15 protein-coding genes are annotated in these 18,007 nt (G+C 39.7%); 10 read left to right on the forward strand and 5 right to left on the reverse strand.

What is annotated here, in order from left to right; all coding sequences use genetic code 11:
• Positions 1 to 61 precede the first annotated feature (61 nt).
• Entirely contained in the window at positions 62 to 964 is a 903-nt protein-coding gene (locus tag AC27JP_RS13780) for a DUF350 domain-containing protein (RefSeq protein WP_487116044.1), read from the reverse strand.
• An 8-nt stretch (positions 965 to 972) separates the two neighbouring features.
• Complete coding sequence (locus tag AC27JP_RS13785; RefSeq protein WP_487116046.1) at positions 973 to 1,950, reverse strand: hypothetical protein; 978 nt, start codon at positions 1,948 to 1,950, stop codon at positions 973 to 975.
• Positions 1,951 to 2,117: 167 nt separating this feature from the next.
• Here AC27JP_RS13785 and glnE point away from each other — a divergent pair, with 167 nt between their 5' ends.
• Entirely contained in the window at positions 2,118 to 5,015 is a 2,898-nt protein-coding gene (glnE, locus tag AC27JP_RS13790; protein ID WP_487116048.1) for a bifunctional [glutamate--ammonia ligase]-adenylyl-L-tyrosine phosphorylase/[glutamate--ammonia-ligase] adenylyltransferase, read from the forward strand.
• An 18-nt stretch (positions 5,016 to 5,033) separates the two neighbouring features.
• Here the strand turns inward: glnE and AC27JP_RS13795 are convergent, their stop codons facing one another.
• Together AC27JP_RS13795 and lpxL are read right to left on the reverse strand one after the other, a co-directional pair.
• On the reverse strand, positions 5,034 to 5,714 hold the full coding sequence (locus AC27JP_RS13795) for a TcpQ domain-containing protein (RefSeq protein ID WP_487116050.1): 681 nt from the start codon (positions 5,712 to 5,714) through the stop codon (positions 5,034 to 5,036).
• Between the two features lie 51 nt (positions 5,715 to 5,765).
• On the reverse strand, positions 5,766 to 6,704 hold the full coding sequence (gene lpxL, locus AC27JP_RS13800; RefSeq protein WP_487116052.1) for an LpxL/LpxP family Kdo(2)-lipid IV(A) lauroyl/palmitoleoyl acyltransferase: 939 nt from the start codon (positions 6,702 to 6,704) through the stop codon (positions 5,766 to 5,768).
• A gap of 69 nt (positions 6,705 to 6,773) precedes the next feature.
• Here lpxL and hldE point away from each other — a divergent pair, with 69 nt between their 5' ends.
• The gene (gene hldE / locus AC27JP_RS13805; protein WP_487116054.1) at positions 6,774 to 8,201 is read left to right on the forward strand and encodes a bifunctional D-glycero-beta-D-manno-heptose-7-phosphate kinase/D-glycero-beta-D-manno-heptose 1-phosphate adenylyltransferase HldE; all 1,428 of its coding nucleotides are present in this window, start codon (positions 6,774 to 6,776) and stop codon (positions 8,199 to 8,201) included.
• A gap of 82 nt (positions 8,202 to 8,283) precedes the next feature.
• Here hldE and tolC read toward each other — a convergent pair whose 3' ends face one another.
• On the reverse strand, positions 8,284 to 9,615 hold the full coding sequence (gene tolC, locus AC27JP_RS13810; protein WP_487116056.1) for an outer membrane channel protein TolC: 1,332 nt from the start codon (positions 9,613 to 9,615) through the stop codon (positions 8,284 to 8,286).
• Positions 9,616 to 9,801: 186 nt separating this feature from the next.
• Between tolC and AC27JP_RS13815 the strand changes: the two genes are divergently transcribed.
• The 8 genes from AC27JP_RS13815 (at position 9,802) to AC27JP_RS13850 (ending at position 17,966) form a co-directional block, all read left to right on the forward strand.
• Positions 9,802 to 10,431, forward strand: a complete 630-nt coding sequence (locus AC27JP_RS13815) for an NUDIX domain-containing protein (protein ID WP_487116058.1) — start codon at positions 9,802 to 9,804, stop codon at positions 10,429 to 10,431.
• 6 nt (positions 10,432 to 10,437) lie between these two features.
• Entirely contained in the window at positions 10,438 to 10,893 is a 456-nt protein-coding gene (locus AC27JP_RS13820) for a DUF1249 domain-containing protein (RefSeq protein WP_487116060.1), read from the forward strand.
• Between the two features lie 5 nt (positions 10,894 to 10,898).
• Positions 10,899 to 11,654, forward strand: coding sequence for a metallophosphoesterase (locus tag AC27JP_RS13825; RefSeq protein WP_487116062.1), 756 nt, complete (start codon positions 10,899 to 10,901; stop codon positions 11,652 to 11,654).
• 23 nt (positions 11,655 to 11,677) lie between these two features.
• Positions 11,678 to 12,256 carry a YqiA/YcfP family alpha/beta fold hydrolase gene (locus tag AC27JP_RS13830; protein WP_487116064.1) on the forward strand — a complete coding sequence of 193 codons (579 nt, stop codon included), beginning with the start codon at positions 11,678 to 11,680 and terminating at the stop codon, positions 12,254 to 12,256.
• A 24-nt stretch (positions 12,257 to 12,280) separates the two neighbouring features.
• Positions 12,281 to 14,170, forward strand: a complete 1,890-nt coding sequence (gene parE / locus AC27JP_RS13835) for a DNA topoisomerase IV subunit B (RefSeq protein ID WP_487116066.1) — start codon at positions 12,281 to 12,283, stop codon at positions 14,168 to 14,170.
• 98 nt (positions 14,171 to 14,268) lie between these two features.
• A complete protein-coding gene (locus AC27JP_RS13840; RefSeq protein WP_487116068.1) occupies positions 14,269 to 14,676 on the forward strand; it encodes a VOC family protein in 408 nt (135 codons plus the stop codon).
• A 127-nt stretch (positions 14,677 to 14,803) separates the two neighbouring features.
• Positions 14,804 to 16,711: a diguanylate cyclase gene (locus tag AC27JP_RS13845; protein WP_487116070.1), complete on the forward strand. Its 1,908-nt coding sequence runs from the start codon at positions 14,804 to 14,806 to the stop codon at positions 16,709 to 16,711.
• Between the two features lies 1 nt (position 16,712).
• Positions 16,713 to 17,966 carry a GGDEF domain-containing protein gene (locus AC27JP_RS13850; RefSeq protein WP_487116072.1) on the forward strand — a complete coding sequence of 418 codons (1,254 nt, stop codon included), beginning with the start codon at positions 16,713 to 16,715 and terminating at the stop codon, positions 17,964 to 17,966.
• Positions 17,967 to 18,007 lie beyond the last annotated feature (41 nt).

Genomic DNA, 18,007 nt, shown 5'->3' on the forward strand with positions numbered 1-18,007 from the left:
GATAAACATTCAAGCCCAATAATTTGCACTTGAATGTTTAAACAATGAGGGCAGTGGTCGCTTATGACATTAACGCGGTTAAAATTAATGCAATAGAAATGCTAATAGCCATTTCTACACAAGCAACGCCGATATTATGTTGTTGGTCAACTTCCTCAACTAAGTTGATACCCATCAGGACTAAGCGCTTGGCAACTGAGGTTAATACCGCCACAAGCAATGTCATCACTATCCCAAACACTAACCAACCAATTAAGTTTATCATTAGCGTTTCAGGGCTATAGGTCAAGAAGTGACTCGCCGCGGTAACGGCTAATGCGGTACTGATAACTTGTCCTGCATAGCGAATCGCTAAGGCAATTTGCCCATCGGCAAAGGCACTTTGCATACTGCCATTTTGATTATTTGCGGCGTATTGACGCTCTTTAATGCGAGTAACCAATACCAACATCGCTTGTGAAACAATAAAACCGGCTGTTATTGCCGTAAAGGTATTAATATCTAAGCCATATACCCATAACAACACAGCGCGAATAATAATCGCCGTGGCAATAGCTCCGGCTGCGTCCACTATACCTACGGTAATATTGCGTGCTTTTATTTGCGCGTTCTTATCAATTTGATTAAGGGCAAAGCGGTCATGGAAAACACGGCCGACTTTAATCAGGATCAAGCCAAATATGCCGTAGCTGCCCATACCAATAATTTCACCTAGATAACTATCGGCATTTTCGCCGCTAATAGCACCCGTTAGCACAATACCTAAAGCGGCAACGCTACCAGCAACGCTAATGCCAAAGGCAAAATTATCTTCTTTGGCTAATTCATCGGTTGAGTTGACTTGTGCCGATAAGCCGCTGATAAAACGCATAGCGCCGAGTAAAACAATGGCAATAGCAATATCGATAGTTAAGAAAATCAACAATTCTTGGTTCAAGCCGGTTATTTCAATAAATGTATTCATATTAGTCCCTACTTTCCACGTCTAAAGCTACGTGATGTTGTACTTTTGCTATTTCTAAAGCTGGCGTTTTTTGCGCTTTTACTCGATTTAGCATAAGCACTTTTATTCGTTGATTTGCTGGCAAAGCGATTGGCACTGGTTTGCGCACTTTTACTTTGGCTGGAAATACTTGAAGCGCCAGTTCTGTTTTTTCCATAGGCACTAGTGTACTTTTGTCCGCGACTTTGAAATGATTTTCTGGTGCGGTTATCGATGTCGGTTTGCTTTCGAAGCTGACTAGGTGAGCTATAGCGCTTACGACCATAATCATTGTAATAGCTATAATTTCGACTCCGTCCCCAGTCATTATAATAGGTGCGGCGGGAGCCAAATAAATCACCCATCATTGAATACATTCCGTACCATGCCCAGAATGACATGCCGTTAGAGCCAGTAGTCCAACTACCGTAGGCGGGGTTGCCAATAAGTTGCTCGCCAGTACCAAAGTCTTGTGCTTTATTAGCCGCAAGGCTTTGTGCTTTTGACAGTGAGTTAACACGTGGCAATGTCCCTTCAGACATATCGGCTAAGACATTAAGTGGGTCACTTAATGCGTCAGAGTATAAAACAGGATCTGCGGCTTGATATAGGTTTAATAGTTCATCATAAATCGCTTGAGAGCTATCAAACATTTGTGGTTGGTTTTTTACGGTATTAAGGCGATCAACTAAGGCAAGATACATTGGTCCTTGAGTGCCGGCATCTTTAACGAACTCATCTATTAATGGTTTATAGCTTGGCTTATCAGCAATTAACCTTTGTGCATATTGGCCGATCAAATTCGCATTACGTACTTGGCCATCGTTCAACGCTTGAGCAAGTAACTCAATACGTTGTTCAGTAATCGGTATTTGTTGAGTAATTTGCTCTTTAACAGGGTCTCCACAGGCGGAGAGTAAAAAAAGAAGCAACAAGAGTATTGATTTTAGTGGCTGCATTTCTGCCATAGTGTCCTCAAAAATGCTATGGTTATCATTTATTAATATCACTTATGACATATTATGTCTATTGTTTTAGGCATATCAGTGAAATTAATTTTTTCAGCATTATTTTTTCTGCTTTAGTCGCGGTTTTATGGCGCTATTTAGCAATACTAGCTTATATCGAGGGCAAGGTGTCAAATTCTTATTCGTCTCCAATTCATCCATTGATTGAGCGCCAACAAGAAAAAAGTTGGCAGCAGTTCAATCAGCAATATCCGACCATAGCTGTGTGTTTAGAAAATGAGCGGCTGCTGCTGTTTAAAAAAGCACTCGGCTTAAGTGATTTTATTCTTCGTAGTGCGTTACAAGCGCCAGAGTTAGTTGTTGAGCTGTTTAATAGTGAACAGTTACTCTCGATAGAAACGCCTAATTATCACGACATGTTAGTAGAAGCGTTAGACGAATGTGCAACTGAAGAGCAACTACATAAAAGCTTACGCTTATTTCGTTTGCTGCAAATGGTCAATATTGCTGTTGGCGATTTTTTACTTAACATTAGTTTAGATGAATCCCTAAAAAGACTATCTTTGTTAGCCGATAATTTAATTATTGCCGCTAATCAATGGTTAATGCGATTTTGTGTTGAGAAGTGGGGCATGCCGGTTAACAGTGCCGGTGAAGAGCAAAACCTTTTAGTTTATGGCATGGGAAAACTTGGTGGCGAAGAATTAAATTTTTCATCTGATATCGATCTGATTTTTGTTTATCCGGAATCAGGAGAAACTCAAGGTGTAAGACGCAGTATAGACAATCAAACTTTTTTTACGCGCTTAGGACAAAAGCTGATTGCTGCCTTACACCAAAAAACCGCCGATGGCTTTGTCTATCGGGTGGACATGCGTTTACGACCTTTTGGCGAAAGTGGTCCGTTAGTGTTGTCGTTTAACGCCATGGAAAGTTATTACCAAGACCAAGGGCGTGACTGGGAACGCTACGCGATGTTAAAAGCGCGCTTAATTGGACAAGGGCAATATCACGGTCAACTAACGCAAATGCTTAGGCCTTTTGTTTATCGTCGATATATTGACTTTAGTGTCATTGATAGTTTGCGACGCATGAAAGCAATGATTGCCCAAGAAGTTAGACGTAAACAGCTTAACAATAATATAAAATTGGGCGCTGGTGGCATTCGTGAAGTTGAGTTTATTGTGCAAGTTTTTCAAATGATCCGTGGTGGTCGCGTGGTAGAATTACAGCATCGTAATTTATTAACGGTGCTGCCGTTACTGGTCAAGCATGGTGAGGTTAATCCGCAAAGTGCGCAAGTCCTAACCAATAGTTATCGATTTTTGCGACGAGTTGAAAATATTATTCAAGCACTTAATGATCAACAAACGCAAACACTGCCCGATACCGAGTTAGATCAGCAACGCTTAGTGACCATTCTCGCCGATGAAAGCTGCACTGATTGGTCGAGTTTTCTTGAACAACTTATTGTTCATATGCAGGGAGTTCATCATCAGTTTGGTGAGCTCATTGGTGAAGAAAGCCCGAACCGCCAAGCGGTTGATCAATATTGGTCGACCTTGTGGGATAGTCAATGGAGTGATGACGAGTCAATTACTTGGATTGCGCAATCACCGCAATTACATGTTCAGCAAGAACAAGAACCGTGTTGGCATAGCGAAAATTTATGGCAAACACTAAAAGATTTTCGCCATGAAATGAGCAAACGCAGCATGGGCAATAGGGGAAGGCAAGTACTTGATAAGTTAATCCCTAGTTTACTTTGGCATATTGCTAATTTAAAACTGACTGAGCAAACGTTATCGCGAGTGCTAACGGTATTAACAACAGTGGCTACTCGTACCGCATATTTAGAATTATTGTTTGAAAATGAAGGTGCATTAAAGCATTTAATTCATTTGTGCCACAACAGTAGTTGGGTGGCTGAACATATTGCAAAATATCCAATATTATTGGATGAACTTATTGACCCTAAGCTCTTTCACCAAGCTCCAGAATTAAACTCTTATGTTGCTGAACTTCGTGAAATTATGCTGCGAGTGCCGGAAGAAGATCAAGAAGCGCAAATGCTTACTTTGCGTCAATTTAAACAAATAAAGCAACTACGTATTGCCGCTGCTGATATTTCTGGCATTTTGCCAATAACTCAAGTTAGCGCGCATTTAACCGCCTTAGCTGAAGCAACAGTAGAAGAAGTCGCCAACTTGGCTTGGCAGCAACTCAGCCAACGCTTTGGTGTACCCTTAAGCAAAATGAGTTCAGACGATAAAGGTTTTGCTATTATTGGCTACGGAAAGTTAGGTGGTTTTGAGTTAGGCTACAGCTCAGACTTAGATTTAGTCTTTGTTCATGATGCCGATTTGACCGAGCTGACCTCAGGTGAAAAGCAAATTTCTGCCGGACAATTTTATCTTAAGTTAGCGCAACGAATGATGCATTTATTTAACACTCGTATGGCAAACGGTATTTTGTACGAATTAGATATGCGTTTACGACCATCAGGTAATGCGGGATTGCTTATGGTACATATTGATACTTTTGCCCATTATCAAGTTCAAGATGCTTGGACATGGGAGCATCAAGCATTGGTTCGTGCGCGCGTTATCTTTGGCAGCAATGGCTTAATTCAGCAATTTAATGCGGTAAAACGACAAGTACTGTCAACGCCGCGAGATAGAACCATTTTACTTGAAGATGTCTTGAAAATGCGTGATAAAATGCGCAAACATTTGGACAAGTCATCAAGCTTGCTGGTTGATATTAAACAAGGGCGAGGCGGTTTAGTTGATATTGAGTTTTTAGTGCAATATTTAGTGTTGGCGTTTAGTTGCCAGCACCCGCAATTAGCTGACTATTCAGATAATATTAGCTTGCTGAGGCAATTAGCTGATATTGCCGTGCTTAATGAACAAGAGCGTCAATACTTGGAAGTAAATTATTGTAAATTACGTGATTTTGGCCACCATGCTACTTTGCAAAACAAAGAGCAAATGATCATAACCACGTGCTTTGAAAATGAATACCAAGGCGTTTTGCCTATTATTGAAAAATTACTGCAATAATAGCCGGCTTTGCAGATGTTATCTGGCTGTTCTAGGCAGTAACATACATTCATTTGCTAGGTAAGGAATAGGATACTCAATTAAGACTATTGCCCGTTGTTGGTAGCAAAAATAAATACTTAGGCCATTTTCAAAATGGCCTTCAACGGCTTTACCCACTTGGTAGGCGGTGGTCAATATGCCTTTATTAATACGAAACGCATCTTTAACAAGAAAGTCTCTGTTAAGCCACCAAATCACTTCTAAATTATTCTCCTGGGAATACTCTGACAATTTTTGGAATAAAGTTTCACCTAAACGAAACGGGTGAGTATCTGTTCGGCCTGTCCAATTTTTTCGCAAAGGCCGAGTAATAAGGCGACGAGCTTCTAATATTTTCTCAAGATCACCTTTAGGCTCTGGTAGGTAAACAATATTATTTCTTATTTTTGGACCTTTTTCGTCATCGCCGTGTAAATTTGCATAAAATCGGGAAAGTCCTTCAGCGGCGGCATTTTTGCTTTTAGTGGGCCTAACAACCGTTTGTTTTTTTACTTCGGCAATATTAGCGGCGGACTCTGTTACCTGCTCATTAGACCCAGAAATATCATCAGCCGCTTCCTGACTGATTGAAAATAATAGATCTTGATTAAGCAAAAGTGCGGTTGCTAGGGCAATTAGAATCGCCCCTAAGATAATATTTCGTAGCCAAAAATTCATAAGTAATTCATATTTATATTACATCTTAATAGACACCTTAACCAACAATGCTTATTTATACAATGATGGGTCGTCTTCATTGGGCCTAGTTTTAAAACGACGATGCAACCACATATATTGCTCAGGTTTCACTAGAATGGCTTTTTCTAATTCTTGGTTAACTCTCAATACATCAGCAGTATCGTCACCGGTTGGGAAGTTTTCTAACATAGGTTTGATTTCCAAGGTGTAACCACTACCATCATCATTACGGGTAGGTATTAACATATGTGTTTGAGTGTTTTTTTGCCGTGCGAATATTAGCGTGCCCGTTGTTGAGGCCGCTTCGGGGACAGCGAAAAATGGTACAAAGACACTTCGATTGCGACCATAATCTTGATCAGGTAAGTAAACACAGGCTTCACCATCGTGTAGTGCACGAATAAGGCCTTTAACATCGCGCTTGCCAAGCATATATTTATTTGAACGCCCACGCCCTCGAAACTGAAAATATTCCATTAACTGGTTATTATGTGGTCGGTAGAAAACCACCATAGGGTGGCCATAACCGATACCGCGACAGTTAATTTCAACACTTAGGTAATGCATGGCAAGCAGTAAAATACCTTTACCTTCTTGCTGGGCTTTTTCGATGTGCTCTAAGCCGATAACTTTTGTTTTACGCTTTACCCGCCAGTTTGGCCACCACCAACCCATGCCGGTTTCTAATAAAGCAATGCCAGTATTTTCAAAATTACGCTTTAACATAACTTGACGCTCTGCGTCAGTCATTTCAGGGAAACAAAGTTCTAAGTTTCTTAAGGCAACTTTTTTACGGCTAGAACCGAGTTTATATAATAAACGTCCGATCATTTTGCCGAAAAAAAGTTGCAATCGATAAGGTAGCCAAGAAATGGTGTAGAGAACAAATACCCCGAGCCAAGTGAGCCAATACTTAGGTAATAGGAACGATATTTTAAAATTTGGTTGTAAAACTTTGTTTTTACTCACGGGATGATTTCAACTCATTGAATTGCTTGTGATACAATATTACTTATTATATCTGTTATAGGGCACAGGATGAAAGTAGATATTCCCGCTTTTGAAAAAGCGCGAGTTTTAGTTGTTGGCGATATCATGTTAGATCGCTATTGGTATGGGCCTACACAGCGCATTTCACCTGAGGCACCTGTGCCTGTAGTTAAAATTCAGCAAGATGAAGATCGCCCTGGCGGCGCGGCGAACGTGGCATTAAATATCGCATCACTAAATGGTCAAGTCACTTTGGCGGGCATTACCGGTGAAGATGAAGCATCAAGTACCTTGAAAACGCATTTGTCTGCGATGAATATTGATTGTCAGTTCTTAAAATCTAAAACTCACCCGACCATTACAAAATTAAGAGTGTTGAGCCGTAATCAACAATTGTTGCGTTTGGACTTCGAAGAATCATTTGAGGATGTTAACAAACAGCCATTAGTTGAGCAGACTAAAGCTTTAGTGGCAGAGCATGACCTTTTGTTGTTATCCGATTATGACAAAGGTACGCTTTCGGATGTACAAGCCTTAATAAAGGCCGCTAATGAGCAAGGTATTCCGGTATTAGTTGACCCTAAAGGCACCGACTTTGCACGTTATCGCGGTGCGACGTTAATCACGCCTAACCTCTCTGAGTTTGAGGCTGTGGTTGGGCCATGCAAAAGCGAAGCTGAAATTGTTAGTAAGGGCCAAGCGCTATTAAAAGAATTAGACTTGACCGCCATGCTTGTCACCCGCAGTGAACAGGGCATGACCTTGCTGCGCCATGATCATGAAGAGTTCCATTTACCGACGCAAGCGCGCGAGGTTTACGATGTCACTGGTGCTGGAGATACGGTAATTGCGACCCTTGCCTTGGCAATTGCGGCAAAAGCCGGTTTTGCTCAAGCGAGTGCTTTAGCAAATATTGCTGCCGGTATTGTGGTTGGAAAACTAGGAACGTCAACGGTAAGCGAAGCCGAATTAAGTGCTGAGTTATCTTCTGGTCAAGAAAGTGGCTTTGGTGTTTTATCAGAAGAGCAGTTGAAAATTGCCGTTGAATTGGCACAGGCACGTGGTGAAAGTATTGTTATGACTAACGGGTGTTTTGATATTTTGCATGCTGGTCATGTGTCTTATTTAAATACCGCACAAGCCCTTGGTAGTCGATTAATTGTTGCCGTCAATGATGATGCATCGGTGACTCGGTTGAAAGGCCCTGGTCGTCCGGTTAATCCGGTTGATCGAAGAATGGCGGTACTTGCCGGTTTAGGCGCTGTAGATTGGGTGGTGCCATTTAGCGAAGATACACCACAACGTTTAATTGCCAATATTTTACCTAATACCTTAGTTAAAGGGGGCGATTATAAAGTTGAAGAAATTGCTGGCGGGCAAGAAGTTATCGCCGCAGGTGGTGATGTGCAAGTACTTAATTTTGAAGACGGCATTTCAACAACAAAAATTATCAATGCAATTAAGCACGATGATTAGTTGCTAAAATTATTAATTATTAAATGAAAAAAAGCAGCTAAAAAGCTGCTTTTTTATTATCTAAACATAAATTTCATTAACTTTATTTTGCGGCCATTAGACCTTGATTAATGTCTTTTAGATCTTGCTCGGTAATGGTACCACCGGCACGCTTGAGCGCTAAAACATTTTGAATATAGGTATAACGTGTCGATGATAAGTTTCTTTTCGCGTTATAAAGGTTACGGGTACTGTTTAACACGTCAACAATAGTACGTGTACCAACTTCAAAGCCGGCTTCAGTTGCTTTTAATGCACTTTCCGCACTGACTACCGCTTGTTCTAATGACTTAATGGCAGAAACCGCAGCAATAACTGTGTTGTAAGCGTTACGGGTATTACGCACAACATTACGATGAGATTGCTCCAAATCTTGACTAGCAACGACATAATTACTCTGTGCTTGGCGAACGCTACTTGAAATACTGCCGCCAGAATAAATTGGTACGGTTAACGTGACACCGATTGAATGGCTGTCAAATGTTGGCAAGTTTGCGCCATTAACATCACTATCAGAAGAGCTATAGCTACCACTTAAATCAAGCGACGGGTAGTGACCTGACTTAGCAATATTAATGTTTTCTTTGGCGATATCGACATTGATTTTTTGGGCGATTAAATCAAGATTTTTCGCTTCTGCCGTTTGTTGCCATTCATTAGCACTGTCAGGAGAAGGGCGTGAAGTGCCAAAGCGCTCGGTGTTTAAAATATTTAAATCACGAGGGTATATATTGGTGATAACACGTAAGGCTTCTTCTGCGTTAAAGACATTGTTTTCAGCTCTAATTTCATCCGTTACCGCGTTATCATATTGCGCTTGTGCTTCATGAACATCGGTAATCGCCGTTAAACCAACGGAAAATCGCTGCTTTGTTTGCTCTAATTGACGTTCAATAGCGGCTTTTTCAGCGATTGAGAATTCTAAGTCGTCTTTTGCACTTAATACATTAAAGTAGGCTTCCGTTACTCGAACTATTAAGTCTTGCTTAGCCACTTGGTATGAAATATCACTTTGATGAGCTAACTTTTTTGCATTATCAAGGCGGAGCCACGTAGAATGGCGATAAAGCTCCATGCTAAGTGATGCACCGTAAGTAAAGTTTTCAGTTTCAGTGGTAACAACTTGCCCAAAGTCGTTAAAACCTTCACTTTCTCCATCAGAATACGAAGCTGAACCACTAAGTTGTGGTAATAAAGTAGCGCGAGCTTGGTCAATGCCTTCTTTTGTTGCTAAATATTGAGCATGGGCTCCTAGAACAACTGGATCATTTGCTTGTGCTTGTTGGTATACTGATAATAAATCTTCGGCATTAGCTAAAGAGCTACTTGCAGCACAGGCAAGGCCAATAAATAATGCGGTTATTGTTTTTCTCATGTCAGAGCGATCCCTTTAATATTGAACTTGGTATTATTTTTCTAATTGTAACCATCTTATCGTGAATAAGGAATTAGCTAAATAAAATAAGTGTTTACCGAAGTATTCTAGTGTAACAAAATGTTAAGTGCTAGTGTGCTAGGAAAATCATCGCTAATTTTTTGAAATAACACTAAGGACTAAGCTATGGAACAAGCAAAGGAGACATTGTTACGTTTTAACTCTGACGATGTTGAAGTTGTTGATAAAAAAAGAAAGTATCAAGGTTTTTTTGCCCTTGATGAATATCAATTCCGCCATAAGCTTTATGGCGGTGGTTACAGCGAAATTTTAACAAGAGAAGTCTTTGAACGCGGCGATGCGGTTGCACTATTACCCTATGATCCCGTTACCGATTCTATTGTATTGATTGAGCAGTTTCGACCAGGTGCATTAAGAAGCGAAACGGGCCCGTGGCAATTGGAGTTAATAGCTGGCATGTTTGACGTTGATGAACAACCCATTGCAGTGGCAATACGTGAAGCAAAAGAAGAGGCAAATTTAACCATAGCGGCCAACAACGTAGTGAAAGTGATGAACTATTTGTCTAGCTCAGGTGGCATGAGTGAATGCATTCACCTTTATTGTGCGAGTGTTGATAGTCATAACCTTTCTGGTGTTTATGGACTAGCAAGTGAAGGTGAAGACATCTTGGTACATGTTATGTCCCGCCAAGATGCATTAACGTTATTGGCGAGTGGAAAAATTCCCAATGCCGCCACCATAATTGCGCTACAATGGCTACAATTAAACTTAGATAAATTTCGGGATAACTAGAAAATAATGTCAGTTGTTGTAAAAAAATATCGCCCACATTTACCAACATTGATGTCACTTTGTGATATTAATTATATGTTGTTATTACGTATTCTTGCTGATAAAGAGCAAGTGGGGGAGCAACGTTGTTTTTTTATTTCTGACTTTTTAAATTACCGTGTGGTGGTTAATGAAGTGACTCGCTACACGACATTATTAACCATTTGCCAAGAAGCTAATATTCGCGGCTATAATTTAACGACACTATTTCAGCCTAAAATGGTGGTTCGACTATACCACGACGCGCGCATGGCAGAAGTTGTTAGTAATCAAGATGTCAGGCAAATTAAACCCCGTTACGACTATCCAAATGAAAAAATGTATTTGCCAGATGAAAAACAACAAATTAATTTCTTTTTAAAAGAATGGTTGCAGTTATGCTTGCAACTTGGTCAAGTGCAGCTAAATAAAACTTTAAATTAGAGCCGATGTCAGAAAAGTTTATCTTAATACAAATCAGTGATAGCCATCTCTTTGCTGAAAGCTCGGGCTTACACCACAATAGCAATGTTTATCAAAATTTAAGTCAAGTCTTAACGCGAATAAAGCAATTGCCGCACGTTGACGCTATTGTCTTTACCGGCGATTTAACCCAAGATCATAGTGATGCTTCATATCAACTTTTTGCCCAAGCTTTTCGTCGTGCTGAAATAACGACTCCTGTTTATTATCTTGCTGGCAACCATGATGAACCGGAGTTATTAGATCGCTACTTAGTCGCGCCACCTTTTTGTCGTACTAAGGTGATCGAAACCCCGCACTGGCAAATAGTTTTAGTAGCAAGTAAAAGTGAGACGCCTGCAGGAAGGGTTAGCCAGCAAGAATTTCATCGCGTAACAAATGCCATTGATACGAAAAAATCACAGTTATTATTGATGCATCATCACCCAGTTGATGTTGGATTTTTTATTGACAGACATGGCTTAGAGAATAAAAAGCAATTTCAGCAATTTATTGATGATTGCTCGTCAATTGTTGCAATTGGTTGTGGCCATGTGCACCAAGCATTAACCTTACCTATTCCACTAAAGCGAGGGGATATTTCTTTGTTTAGCTGTCCTGCGACTTCTATTCAATTTGATGTTAGCTGCGCAACTGTCGGTAATAGTGGTCAAGGGCCGGGCTTTCGTCAGTTTACTTTAGATGAAAACAAACAAATTATGACTGATGTTTTTTATCTTTAAAAGACCTTAAGGAATTCATTCTAGTGATAAATATACTTTATATTCATGGCTTTAATTCATCGCCGCAATCGATGAAAGCGGTATTGACTAGAACATATTTCGCTAAGTATTACCCCGAGGTAACTATCTATAGTCCACAACTATTATCTGCTCCTAATGCCGCAATTAATCAGCTTGAAACGATAATTAACAGCCAACCCAAAGCAACTTGGCGGCTTATGGGCTCATCATTAGGGGGATATTTCTCAAACTATTTAGCAGAAAAATTTCAATTACCAGCAGTACTCATTAATCCAGCAGTAAAGCCTTATGAGCTTATGACTGATTTTCTTGGTGAACAAGTAAACCCTTATACCAAAGAGGTTTATCAAGTTGAAGAACAACATATTGGCGATTTAAAACAACTTAATCAGGAAAATATTTCTAAAAAAAACTACTTGGTCATGGTACAAACTGGTGATGAAGTGTTAGATTACCAACAAGCCGTTGAAAAATACCAGCATTGCCAATTGGTCGTGCAAGAGGAAGGCGATCATAGTTTTGTTAACTATGAAAAAATGCTCCCCGACATTGCGGTATTTTTTAATTTAGAATTGAATTAGCGTAATAATTATTAGAACAGTTAAATGAGCGAACAATATAATTCAGACTCCATTGAAGTTCTCAGTGGCCTTGATCCGGTACGTCATCGTCCGGGTATGTATACCGATACCAACCGCCCTAATCATTTAGGTCAAGAAGTAATTGATAACTCTGTTGATGAGGCATTGGCAGGGCATGCGCAAAATATCCTTGTTATTCTTGATAAAGATCAGTCCTTAGAGGTTATTGATGATGGTCGAGGCATGCCAATTGACATCCACCCAGAAGAAGGTGTTTCTGGTGTCGAGCTAATTTTTTGTAAATTGCATGCTGGCGGCAAATTTTCTAATAAAAATTATCAATTTTCTGGTGGTTTACATGGTGTTGGCATTTCCGTGGTAAACGCGTTGTCAACACGAGTTGATGTTGCCGTCAGGCGGGAAAGTAAAGTCTATGAAATGGCTTTTGAGAATGGTCATAAAGTAGAAGAATTAAGAGAAACCGGGACAGTAGGGCGCAGAAATACCGGAACTCGGGTTAAGTTTTGGCCAGATGCGAGTTATTTTGATTCTGCAAAATTTTCTGCTCGTCGCCTTGCACACCTATTAAAAGCTAAAGCGGTATTATGTCCAGGCTTGACGATTAAGTTTCATGATAAAAATGAAGATAAGAAGTATCAATGGTGCTACGAAGATGGCTTAGTTGATTACTTAAAAGAGTCGGTAAAAGATTTAGAAAGTTTACCGGAAGAACCCTTTGTTGGTAGCTTTACGTCTCAACATGAGGCAGCCGATTGGGCTGTTACTTGGTTGCCAGAAGGCGGAGAGTCAGTTGGTGAAAGTTATGTAAACTTGATCCCGACAATTCAGGGCGGCACTCATGTTAATGGCATGCGCCAAGGTTTACTTGAGTCTATGCGCGAGTTTTGTGAATTTCGCAATTTAATTCCACGTGGCGTGAAATTAACACCTGATGATATTTGGGATAAATGTTCTTATATCTTATCGGTAAAAATGGAAGACCCGCAGTTTGCTGGGCAAACGAAAGAAAGATTGTCATCGCGTCAATGTGCGGCTTTTGTTACTGGCGTTGTTAAAGACTCATTCAGTCTTTGGTTAAATGAGCACACGGAAATTGCCGAGGCTTTAGCTGATTTTTGTATTTCAAATGCTCAACGCAGATTACGAGCTAGCAAGAAAATAATACGAAAGAAAGTGACGCAAGGTCCTGCATTACCTGGCAAGTTAACCGACTGTGGTAGTCAAGACAATGCCCGTACGGAATTATTTTTAGTAGAGGGTGATTCTGCAGGTGGTAGTGCAAAACAAGCACGAGATCGTGAAATTCAAGCGATTATGCCGTTACGAGGTAAAATTCTAAATACTTGGGAAGTAGAGTCTGGACAAATACTCGCTTCACAAGAAGTGCATGATATTTCTGTTGCCTTAGGTATTGACCCTGATACCGACGATTTATCGGGATTACGTTACGGAAAGATATGTATTCTTGCGGATGCTGACTCCGATGGGCTGCATATCGCGACCTTGTTATGTGCGCTATTTACTCAACACTTTTTGCCTTTAGTGCAAGCCGGTCATGTTTATGTTGCAATGCCGCCTTTATATCGTATCGATGTCGGTAAAGAGGTTTTTTATGCGTTGGATGAAGGTGAAAAAGACGGTATTTTAGATCGTATTGAAGCCGAGAAGAAGCGCGGAAAAGTCAATGTTCAACGCTTTAAAGGTTTGGGTGAAATGAACCCATTACAGTTGCGTGAAACCACTATGGATCCTAATACCCGCCGCTTAGTGCAACTGACGGTCGACGAGCATAGTGAAACTATGGAATTGATGGACATGTTATTATCGAAAAAACGCAGTGGTGATCGTAAAGACTGGCTGCAATCGAAAGGTGATTTGGTCGAGTTAGCCTAAGAAGTTAGCTCTCTGTTTAAATGGATATTAGATAAATTTTTACAGTAAAGCTATAGCGTTAATCGCAATAGCTTTTTAATACAGTTTTTTGGGGCTTTATGATTGAGCATCGTCAGTTACGCAGTATTTGTCACGCGTCACTAGGAACTAATGATTTAGCACAGGCTAAAGCTTTTTACACTCCGGTATTAAAAACCTTAGCCATAGAGCTGGTGAGTGAATATGACCGTGCCATAGCATATGGCAAAGGTTATCCTGAGTTTTGGCTACAAAAGCCTTTTAACAACGCGTCTGCAACTTGTGGCAACGGTGTTCATTTTGGCTTTGTTGCGCTAAGTCGGCAGCAAGTCGATGATTTTTATCAGGTGGCGTTAGCTTGCGGTGGAAAATGTAACGGTAAGCCTGGCGCTAGGCCTGAATATGGTGCGGCGTATTACGGTTGTTTTATTACCGATCTCGAAGGTAATAAAATTGAAGCGAGTTATTGGCAGTTTGATATCAAGTAGTTTTGCTTGCCTATTTTTACCTTGAAAGGTCGTCGATAAGACATTAAAAATAACAGTTTAATATTTATCCATATTCGTTTTATACTGTAGATTGTACTAAATCGCTGAGGTTTTTGGAGCGCGAGATTTGCTAAAATTTTTTTTTAAATTTACCCTGCAAAATTTTAGCCGTACTCTCTTTTTTTTATTGTTAATATCTTGTAAATCAAATGCTTTGCAGTCAGTTGCTAAAAGTGATTTTGATAGCTCTATTGCTAAAGCTGAGTTGTTAATTGATAGCGATCCTAAAGCGGCATTACAGATGCTAAATGCCTACCAAAATGAGGTGAGTTCACAACCACTCACTAGCCAAGTTAACTATTATCGTGTCCAGTCTGAAGCTTATGCAGATCAAGCGCTTTATTCTCTTAGTGAAGCATCAGCAGACATTGGCTTAAAACTTACCAAACAAATGAATAGCCCGAGTATTTTTATTGCTGAGCTCGCCTACACTAAGGGCTTTGCCATTGAAAGCCTTGGTGATTTTGAGAGTGCTTTACAGCTTTATTTAAATGGTTTAGATATTGCGCGCTCAATGGACAATCAGGAGTTTATTGCTCGCGGTTTGATTAATATCGGGGCAATTTATTATCTACAAAAAGACTATAAGCAATCATTAATCGCACTCAATAAAGCATTGCAGTTGGCCTATGAGATTGAAGATGAAGCTTTGCTAGGAGATATTACCAGTGAGCTTGGCATTTTATATGGCTATTTGGGAGAAGATAATCAAGCGAATCAATTTTTCCAAGAATCTTTTCACCACTTTAAGAAAGCCGGTAAGCATAATTATGCGCTTAATAGTTTGCATAATGTCGCTATTAATCATTCCAACCAAGAGCGCTATGACGATGCTATTGCCGCTTATCGAGTATTAGAAAGTGAAATACAGCCCAATACCAGCAACGAGTTTATTGCCGGGGTTTATCGCAGTTTAGCTTGGGCACTACTTAATAAAGAAGATGCCGATACCGAGAATGCCTATCGTTACATTTTACTTGCTGGTGAGTATGTTAAAGAAGTTGAGCAACATTTAGTTAAATTACAATATCTTATTGATAAAGCATATATATTGGAAAAGATGACGCGTTATCAAGAAGCTTTACTAAATATTGAACAGGCGCAAGAATTGTTCGAGCAAAAGACTAAGAATATTTACGACGTTAGTGAAATTAACATTTTATATTTAAAGGCAAAACTTCATTATGCTTTAGGGCATTACAATCAGGCATATCGATTTCAAGAACAATATTTTGTCAAAGCAAAGGCTTATAAAGAATCACAAAATACATCAGAAATTGATGAGTTAAGATTACATTATGAGAGTGAGGCAGCAGAGCGGCAAAAAAATATCCTGAAACAAAAACAAAGCCTACAAGACTTTCAGTTGCAAAAGTTAACCCAAGAAGCAAACAACCGCAAAGGCCTTGCTGCTTTATTAGCAATATTTATGCTCATTTTAGCTTGGTTTTTGTATCGTGTGGTAAAAGGAAAGAAAAGATTAGTTACGGCAACAAGAATCGATAGTTTAACCGGGGTTGTTAATCGTAGAAGGCTGTTAGAGCTTGGTGAACAGGGCTTTAATGAAGCTAAAGTCCAACAACGCACTTTTAGTGTGTGTATGATTGATGTTGATTTTTTTAAGAAAATTAATGATAAATACGGCCATAAAGTTGGCGATAGTGCCTTACAAGAAATTGCGGCTTTTGGACAGGCACAAATGCGTGAAAGTGATGTTTTTGGTCGTTTCGGCGGTGAAGAATTTATCGCACTGTTACCTGACACTGAGCACCAGGAGGCTTTTGAGGTCGCACAACGTATTAGGAACAGCATCGAAAATGCAATCTGGCAAGTGCAGGAAATAAACCACCTGACGGTGAGTATTGGTGTTTCAACATACCAGCAAAATAATTATGATAATTTTAATGAGCTATTAAAAGCGGCCGACGAGCAACTTTTGCAAGCTAAACGAACCGGTCGTAATTTGGTGGTTTAAGATGACGAGACATTTTTATAGCAAATCTATTATTAGCTGGATTCTTCTTTATTTATTGTCGAATAACGCTGTTGCAAACGATGTGCCCGGTCAAGAATTGGTTTTTGATAAGTTTTCGTCCTCATTACCTCAAGCGAAAAACCCGGCATCGATTTATCCTATTGATCAAAAAATAAGAGCGTTAACTAGGCTAAGCGAACATGACACTGCCAGTGCTCAAGTTGAGCTACGTAAATTGCAACAAGCAGGCTTAACACTTAATCAAGCGGAATTTTATTTGTTACATGTTATTAGAGCGAATATTGCTAATGTGAAAGGGCAAGAACATAAAGTTATTAATTGGCTAAATAAGGCGATAAAACTGGAGCCTTATCTAAACGAGAAGCAATTAAATAGACCTGACTTTGCTAATGCCTATTTAATCCTTGCCAAGGTTTATCAGCAGCAAGGAAACTATCAAAAAGCCTTTGATAGTAAAAAAAAGTACATTAAAAAAAATTCAGATAATTTAAAAGTACAAAATGAACTACGTGTTAAACGATTAAATGAAAAATATCAGATGAAAAAGAAGCACGAAGAAAATGAGCTTCTTGGCCAAAATGGTGAATTGAAACGTTTTGAGCTAGCGAGAGTTGAATCGCAACGTAATAGACAAAATTTAAATATTGCAATCATTCTCTCAGCAGGCGTATTGTTTATTTTTCTGCTTGTACGTCAGTTTAAAATTCGCCGAGCACTAAAAATACTTGCACGAACTGATAGTTTAACCAAATTAGCAAATCGCAGAGCCTTTTTTACCAAGGGCTACCAGTATATGGAGCATGCTTTAAAAGAGCAAAGTGAACTGTGTGTGTTAATGATCGATATTGATCATTTTAAACAGATAAATGATAACCAAGGGCATGGTATTGGTGACAAAGTGATTTGTCATGTTGCCAATTTAGCAAGTGAAACTATGCGCGCTCGCGATATTCTTGCACGAATTGGTGGTGAGGAATTTGCGGCTATTTTACCTGATGCTAATATCGGGCAAGCGAGGGCTATTGCTGAGCGAATTCGAGAAAAAGTTCAGGATAGTGCGGAGCCGGGAATAAAAGAATTATCGGTGTCAGTCAGTATTGGTGTCGCTAATATTGCCGATGCCGCGAAAAGTTTTGATCATTTACTACATCTTGCTGATATCGCAATGTATCAAGCGAAAAGCAATGGTCGCAATTGTGTTTGTACTTATAGCCCCTCTATGCAAGAGTCATAAATAGTTTCACTTAGTTAAATATAATCGTGTGAAAGTATTTT

It is taken from the genome of Colwellia sp. SU-HH01172, from assembly GCF_057553355.1.